The sequence below is a fragment of the Bradyrhizobium niftali genome, assembly GCF_004571025.1.
Lineage (GTDB): Bacteria > Pseudomonadota > Alphaproteobacteria > Rhizobiales > Xanthobacteraceae > Bradyrhizobium > Bradyrhizobium niftali.
This window is the reverse complement of record NZ_SPQT01000027.1, coordinates 136,450-144,595: the sequence shown is the minus strand read 5'-3', so window position 1 is coordinate 144,595 and position 8,146 is coordinate 136,450. Positions and strand designations below refer to the sequence as shown.

Annotated in this window: 5 protein-coding genes; 4 read left to right on the top strand and 1 reads right to left on the bottom strand. The window is 58.8% G+C overall.

The window, feature by feature from the left end; genetic code table 11:
- On the bottom strand, window positions 1-854 hold an 854-nt coding region (locus E4K65_RS35260; protein WP_488226129.1), incomplete at its 3' end, for an RNA polymerase factor sigma-54.
- A gap of 798 nt (window positions 855-1,652) precedes the next feature.
- Here E4K65_RS35260 and E4K65_RS35255 point away from each other — a divergent pair.
- The 4 genes from E4K65_RS35255 (at window position 1,653) to E4K65_RS35245 (ending at window position 7,861) form a co-directional block, all read left to right on the top strand.
- Entirely contained in the window at window positions 1,653-3,083 is a 1,431-nt protein-coding gene (locus E4K65_RS35255; RefSeq protein WP_235885864.1) for an AAA family ATPase, read from the top strand.
- A 36-nt stretch (window positions 3,084-3,119) separates the two neighbouring features.
- Window positions 3,120-3,263 (top strand): hypothetical protein, encoded by a 144-nt coding sequence (locus tag E4K65_RS48995; RefSeq protein WP_235885863.1) that lies wholly within the window; start codon window positions 3,120-3,122, stop codon window positions 3,261-3,263.
- Between the two features lie 2,042 nt (window positions 3,264-5,305).
- A complete protein-coding gene (locus E4K65_RS35250; RefSeq protein WP_135178035.1) occupies window positions 5,306-6,601 on the top strand; it encodes a glycoside hydrolase family 28 protein in 1,296 nt (431 codons plus the stop codon).
- Window positions 6,602-6,700: 99 nt separating this feature from the next.
- On the top strand, window positions 6,701-7,861 hold the full coding sequence (locus E4K65_RS35245) for a pectinesterase family protein (protein ID WP_235885862.1): 1,161 nt from the start codon (window positions 6,701-6,703) through the stop codon (window positions 7,859-7,861).
- The last annotated feature ends 285 nt before the right edge of the window (window positions 7,862-8,146 follow it).

The window sequence follows — 8,146 nt, the reverse complement described above, 5'->3', positions numbered from 1 at the left end:
ACGCGCGGCAAGGTGTCGCTGTTGAGCTCGACATGCCAGCCGCCGTCAGGTCCCGGGCGGACATAGACATCCGGCACCATGGTCTGCAAACGCGCCGAGCCGAACTTCATGCCGGGCTTGGGGTTGAGACGGCGGATCTCGCCGATCATGTCGGCGATGTCCTCGTCGTCGACGCCGCAAACCTTGCGCAAGCCCGCGATGTCGCGCTTGGCGAGAAGATCGAGATGCTCGACCAGCGCCTGCATCGCGGGATCGTAGCGGTCGAGCTCGCGGAGCTGGATCGCCAGGCATTCGCTCAAATTGCGCGCGCAGACGCCGGGCGGATCGAATTTTTGCAGCACGGCAAGAACGTCCTCGACGTCCTTTTGCGATGCGCCAAGACGCTCGGCAGCCTGGCCGAGGTCGGGCGGCAGATAGCCGGCCTCGTCGACGAGGTCGATCAGGTACTGGCCGATCATGCGCTGCGCCGGCGCGGTGAAGGCGACCGAGAGCTGCTCGGCGAGATTTCCCAACAATGTGGTCTCGGCTGCGACAAAAGCTTCAAGATTGTAATCTTCATCACCCGAGGCGCGGCCACCCCATTCGGCATAAGTGGTCGGCGCCGGGACCTGCGCGTTGCACGCGACCGCCCCGGCCGGCGGTTCGGCGCTGGCCTGATCAACCTCAGTCGGGGATTCGATGCCAGTTGCATTGCCGCTGGCGCGCTCAAGCAGAGGATTGCGCTCGAGCTCCTCCTCCACGAAGGCCTTGAGATCGAGATGGCCCAATTGCAGCAGCTTGATCGCCTGCATCAACTGCGGCGACATGATCAATGACTGCGAATGCCGTAACTCTAATCTCTGCGTGAGCGCCATGAAGCGAGAGCCAATACTGAAGCTAACCGCGTTCTGCTCATCTACTCTGGAGCTGATCCACGCGCTTTGACGCCGCGCAAAAGGCAGATCCGAGGTGTGATTCTGGTGCAAATGGCTGGAAGGACGGCAGATCCTATCAAGGCGTCCCTCCCGAGGGCCCATGTGCGCTCCGCCACTCGAGAAATAGATACTAGCTGGTGGCACTGTGACTCGAGCGCATGAGCTTGCCCAGCGCGCTTCGGATGACGATAGTCCTGCAGACCGTGAATATCTCTTTATCCGGGCAGTACGGCAGAGGTCGGTAGAATTTCTCCAGAGCGATAATCTGTAAGATGAACTCGCCACCAGGAACTTCCGCGGCCTATTGTTTCCAATAGCCTAAAGTCGACGAATTGCCGCACGAGCGAAAGTTGGCGCTGATCCAGTGCGCGAGCTTTCGCGTAGATCACATCAAACATTAGCGTCGGGTCTCTGACATTGCTTGGGAAATCTATTTCAAAAGAGCCTGCGCTGGCGGGGTTCATCATGAATGCGGCGCAGGCATAGTACTTGCTCAAGCAATCCGGATGACGGCAAGCGGATCTGCTACGAGCCTTATCCTTGGTGCTGTCGCTTGGCGGGGTCACCCGGCTGGGTCGGCTAAAGGAGAAAGACTTTGGTGCACACAGTCGTTCAGGCGTTGGCGCCTCTGTTGAAGACGACAGCTGGGCTAACGCAACAAGCGCGCGCAGATAGAAAATGAAGCCGCGGAATAAGGCAGCACACCGAAACCGTTTCACCCGGTATCGCGAGGCTCCAATGGATAAAATTCTCAGTGAGACCAAGACTGTTCAGCTTGTCTTTCACAACGGCGGCAGCACACCTTTTGAGTTCGTGATGGATCTGTTACGGGAAGGGGCCGGCGGGCGTGAGCCTGACGCCTGCGCAGTGACCATTGCCCGACAGGGCAAAGTCTCCTGCGGCCCCTTTGAGCCATCAGTCGCAAGGGTGCTTCTCGATAGGGCGCAGGAACGCATCCAAGCTGCGGGACATCCACTGCAGATCACCAGCGAGCCAGCTGGCGGAACAAAGGCGCCTCATTTGTCGGAAATGCAATTCAAATGGGCGATCGATGCGCTTAGCTGGCATTTCGCGGATATGCCGCTAAACAAGCTGATGACAACGGTTCGCCTGTTTCCCGGCCACATGCGCGCTGACGTCCAGGTCGCGCTCGACAAGCTATTTGCCTCGCCCATCCGCTTCTTCGGCATGTATGACCCAGAACGCTACGAAACGCTGTCGTTCGCACGGCTCCAGCGTGCCGGACGCGATGCTATATCGCTGGCGGCTCCGCAATACCGGGATATCGATATCGGCGAGGCCACGCCGATCAAATGTCTGGAGAGCGGTCTGTGGCTCTGCGAGACCAGCGAGTTCCGTTACGCGGTCGTGTTGTCCTATTACCGTGAGTACAAGCGTGAAGACATCATGCGGATAGAGTTTTTGGTCCCCGTCGGCGCAGGCGAGTGCTTCGCTCAGCGCTCTTTCGACGAACTGGAGCGAGCCGTACATTCCTCTCGTTCATACCGCGGCAAGATCCTTTCCTTCGATAGCGAGCCAAACTACAGCGGCCAATCGCGCGGTGTTACAGTGCATCGCTGGCCGATCGTGGACCGCGCCGACGTGATCCTCCCGGAAAAGACGCTCAATTTACTCGATCGCAATGTGTTTAGCTTTGTCGGAACGCGCGATGCGCTGCGTCGGCGCGGTCAATCGACGCGCAAAGGCATTTTGCTTTATGGCCCACCCGGCACCGGCAAGACCCACACCATCCGATATCTAGCGACTAACTTGCCTAACCACACCACTTTGATAATCACTGCTCAGCAGGTCGAATTGCTCGGTGTCTATATAAATCTAGCGCGGCTGTTGCAGCCAGCGCTGGTGGTGATAGAAGACGTCGATCTGCTAGCGCGTAACCGCAACAGGATGAGAGGTTCGTGCGAAGAAGCGCTGCTCAACGAGTTGCTCAACGAGATGGATGGCCTGAAGGAGGATGCCGACATCCTATTTTTACTTACCACCAACCGGCCGGAAGAGCTCGAGGCCGCAGTCGCGGGACGGCCAGGCCGCATCGACCAAGCTATCGAAGTGCCGGTACCTGATGCGAAGGGCCGAGCCAAGCTGGTGCGCCTCTATGGCAAAGGCCTGCCGCTCACTGACGCCGCTGTCGACGAAGCCGTGCACTGAAGCGAAGGAGCCACCGCCGCCTTCATCAAGGAGTTAATGCGGCGCATCGCGCAATCGTCCATCGCGCGGGCTGGTGGCGAAACCGTCACCTCCGATGACGTGGAGCTCGCGCTCGATGATATGCTGCTAACAGGGGGGCAGCTCAACATCAAGCTGCTCGGCGGCGCGCTAAGTGAGTGACCCATACACGAGAGAACGATGTGCGCCCTAAGCTTAGGTGGGCGCTCTGCATCGGCCTAGCTGGCTATGATCCTTATCGCCTGATCCACTCGCTCGGCCAGTAATGCACTGCGCTGCAGGTCATTTATCTATGTGCCAGCAGCGATGGATTTGGCGCGGGCGAAGGGGGCGCGCTCTGGATAATAGGGCGTCTGGCGGTGGTGACAACTACTCAATCGAGTAGGTTTGTTGCTGCATCAGTTGGTGCTTAACAGTCTGCAGGAAAACTAAGGAACAGGCAGCCCTCGTGTTCTCGCCGGTCGTTGTTGGGCGGTGGACTTGGATACGAGTCTCTAGGCTTGTGCTGAGTGTGCCCTGATGCGGCGTGGTTAAGTCGCCTGCAGTCTGCTAGCGATGCCGAGATGTCGATCGCAAACTTGGCGCCTCGAATTAGATCATCGCCAGCCGCGCGATCGTTTCGGTCATTGTCGTCAATCTCTTGCCATCGTAGCTGCATCCACTAATCCGCTCGAACTTCGGCAGTCTGAGGCATTGCTGGTCGGCGATGCCCTGCCACTGCCCTCATGTGCCGTCAGCATCGTGCTAGTTCGGAAAACGCCAGAGCAATTGGAACCTGCTGACGAGGCAATCCGCGGTTTGGTGAGCTTGACGCCGAAGTTGATTGGCTGGAAGCAAAAAGGTCGGCCTATGAACGCCAGGACCATCGCAGGTGGGGCGTTTGGTGTTCCTCAATGACGAGAGCACGCTTCGGATGAAGCGCGCCTCCGCCCGCTAAGCCCTGGCGGGCGCAAGCACAACGCGTCCGCGCAGAAGCGGTAAAACCATCGTCCGCGTCCTCAGAGCAAGTACAACCGGCGAAGCGGCGGCCTCCCGATACGCTGGGCGTTTTGGTGATTGCGGTTCGTTGGCTAGCAGATGGGCGCCGAGTCTGCTGGAGGTATGCTGCGGGCTTCCAGTCTCGTCGGCTGCTCGGCTAGATGAGTGTCAAGAGCTCTCTACAATCGTTCAGGGTCAGTTCAGCGGTTTTGTCCGCCTTCTACGCGTCCAAATTGCTGGTAGACCTTTCCGGGCGCGCGTCAATAGCGTGACGCTCCACTATAGCCTTGGCGCTAGGCACGCGACGGCCGTGACCGTCGTGGTTGCGGATAAGTGGCCTGATCCGGAATCGCATGGATTATGCCCTGGCTATGTCCCACACAATGTGGTTCGGCGAGAGGTCGGCAAAGCAGTCACTTCGTCCGTGTGGCGTCAGACAGAGCATTCCCGGCGAATGTAAATGCGGCGCCAACCGTAAACTCGTCAGCTTTTAGAAAGCTTGTCCGAATAGGGACTGATCAAACTGACCCGGACGAGAGGTTGCCATGGACTTGCATAATTTCAAGATATCCAATGCAGCGCCTGCGCCATCGGTGAAGCATGCAGCTTTGGATGATCAGCAACCGAACCTAGCTGAACAAGACGCCTTTGAGCGGCGACTGGATGGTCCGCGAGTGGCCGATGCCCTTCGGCTTGCCCGACCGCCCGGCCGCAAACCGCCCCGGAATGTGTCTCGCGCGGATCATGATTACATTCATGAGATGGCGCCCCCCGGATCGGTACTCAGCGAAAACTGTCATCGTCAACGGCTGAGAAGTATCTGGTCTTAGGGCGTTAGGTTTAGCGATCTAACCCGCGCCATCACTTGCTGAGCGAGTGTCAGACGGTTCGCTTCAATGGCCTAACCGCAGCTGCTATGTCAGCTGAGGGGCGGTCCCGAACATAGAACCGACGGAGCGCACGAATTCCCCACCGGCCGTGCCTATAATCAATGCGTGCGCATAATTCATGAAGCGCTTCGAGCTCTCGAACCGTCGCACATTGCCCTATCGTTTTAGGCGCACATGCAAGGTGCTACGGTCGATCGCACGGTCGAGGCCTCTGCTGCGTCTTATAAATGTCATCTTGCGCGGGCCAGTGACGCGCGCGACGGCTCGATCGAGCCAGCGCTCAATACAAGACAACGCACGCGGCAAGGATGCGTGTGACAAAGCACGAGCAGGTCGATGATAAAGCGTTTTCGTAACTGGGTCCTATTGTCCATACTCATCTCCATGATTGTCTGCCCCGCCGCAAAGGCGCAAGACCGTCGGACTATCACCGAACCTGTTGCACCTCATACGGTCTGCGATCGCCCTGTGCCTTCCGGCAAGAACGATACAGTTAGCCTTCAGGACGCCATTGAACATTGTCCCGCTGGGGCTGCAGTCTATCTCGGGCGCGGCGAGTTTCACTCAGGTCCACTCGAGATGAAATCGGGCGTGACCTTATGGGTCGGACGCGGTGCGACGTTGATCGCCATTCCCGAACCTGCTGCTTACGACAAGGGCCTCGGACAGTGTGGTCGCATCGCGGAAAAGGGCGACGGTTGCCGGCCATTCATCAGCTTTTCTAAAACGCGCGGCGGCGGCATCTACGGAGAGGGCGTCATCGATGGTCAGGGCGGGGCAATGATTGGCGGCGGCGCGGAAAGCTGGTGGCAGCTAGCCCGCCGCGCCCAAGCCCAGGGCGGCAACCAGAACGCCCCGCGCTTGATCCAGATCGATCATGCGCAGGACATCACGTTCTCTGGTGTCACCTTGCGCAACGCTCCCAATTTTCATGTCGCGATGAGCCGGGTCGAAGGTGCCACGTTTTGGAGCCTCACGATCGATACACCGGCGGATGCCCGCAACACCGACGGCATCGATCTTGGCGCGAGTCAGGATGTGACCGTCACCCACAGCTTGATCCGTACGGGTGACGACAACGTCGCAATCAAGGCCGGCGATAGTGGCTCAAGCAGCCATATCTCGATCATTGATAATTATTTTGGCTGGGGGCATGGCATGTCGATCGGCAGTGAGGTGAATTCCGGGGCCAGAGACATATTGGTGCGTAATCTAACGCTGGATGGTACGACGTCTGGCCTGCGCATTAAGAGCGATGTCAGCCGAGGCGGTGTAGTCGAGAGCGTGACTTATGAGTACGTGTGCATGCGGGGCAACAGATGGCCGGTGGCTTTCGATACAAAGTATGATCCGCGCGCACAAGGCACGAGGATTCCGGTCTATCGGCAAATTGTTCTCCGTCATGTGCATGGCGACACCGGTGTGTTGCTAATGCGCGGCCTGGACGAGGGGCATGCACTTGACGTGACACTCGAAGATGTCCGATTTGCCAATTCCGCGACTTGGCAACTCGAACACGCGAAGGTGACCGCAAGTCCCTCTGACGTATCGCCGCCGCTACCGGGACGAGCCACAGAACCGCTGCGCGGATCGGAGGTATGCTCCAGGGCATTCCGCGACGGCAATCGGTAAGCACTACACCCGGTGCCGAACTCGGGTGCTGAGCTCCGCATCTGGGCAAAGATGACCGGTGTTGACGAAGGTCAGCCTCATGCCCCGAGGTGGTTGCAATTGTCCGACGGTTTGCAGGGCCGCGAATGCGAAGGTGACGTGCAGGTTCTGATTCGGCGCGAAAAATGTGTTGACCATGCGCGGCGGCTATCCCGCGGCGCTACCTTACATCGGCTGCGTCGACCGTGCCGCGAACTCAACGACGAGTCAGATCACATGCGAATCTTCGTGCCTTGCGCTGCGCTTCTAGCCGGATGTTTCTTCATCTCGGCAGCGTACGCTCAGCCAGTATCGGTGTCGCATGCCGGAAATGCAGACTATCACTCCGTGCAGCAAGCCATCGACGCGTTGCCGGCGGAAGGCGGAAATGTCCGGATCGCGCCGGGCGTCTATCGCGAGAAGGTCAGAATCTCCAAATCCGGTATTCATATCGAAGGGACTGGCAGGAAGCCGGAGGATACGGTCATTGTGTATGGCGACGGCGCGCTCAATGTAGGAGGAACCGCCCGTTCGGCCACGCTGGATGCCGCTGGCGATGACTTGCGGCTCGAGAATCTGACCGTCCAGAACGACTACGCCCTCAATCCGGCCAATCCACCCTCGCAGGCGGTAGCGCTGTCCATTACCGGAGACAGGGACGTCGTTACCCGAGTCCGCCTGCTCGGTGCCCAGGACACGCTGTTTGCCGGTAAGGGACCAAACGGCAGAATGTCACGACAATACTTCTCGAACTGCTACATCGAAGGGCATGTCGATTTCATATTTGGCAACGCCAAGGCCTGGTTCCGGCAATGTGAGTTGCACGGCATCGCAAATCAAGCGGTCATCTATACGGCTCAGAGCAAGGCAGCGCCGGATGATGACAGTGGCTATGTTTTTGATCATTGCAGGCTAACTGCCGACCCTGCTGCGGGCTATATCGCACTTGGCCGCCCTTGGCGCCCCTACGCCACTGTGGTCTTCCTGGCGGCGAAGATAGATGCCCCCGTGATCGCGGAAGGGTGGCGCGAATGGACGCCCGGCAAGACCGATACGTTGAGGACAAGCTATTATGCTGAATACCGATCCTTCGGCGTCGGGGCCAACCCCTCAGCCCGCGAGCCTCACTCCCATCAACTGACAGATCGCGAAGCTGCAAGATGGTCGCTGAGCGTGTTCTTCGGAGGCGCCACAGATTGGCTGCCAGGTGAACCATATCGATGGAAGACAAAGCAACGGTGACGAGACGACAGCGATCGTCGGATGAATGACGGGGGAGTGCGGATATCACGGCGGCGTGGGCTGCGACCGACATCGCGCTTGGCACCAAATTTGCGGGTAATCGAAAGCCTCACCAGACGGTTACTCACGAACAGGCAAACGCGCAACTGCGTGCGATAGCCCAGTGCTTGATGAGCGCGTTGCACGGTGTGGAAAGCGTCAAGTTCACGATGCTTGCCTTGCCTCGCGGCGACGGCAGAGCCCTTAAGATAGGTGGGTGGCGCGGGGCGGTACAGCGCCGGCTAT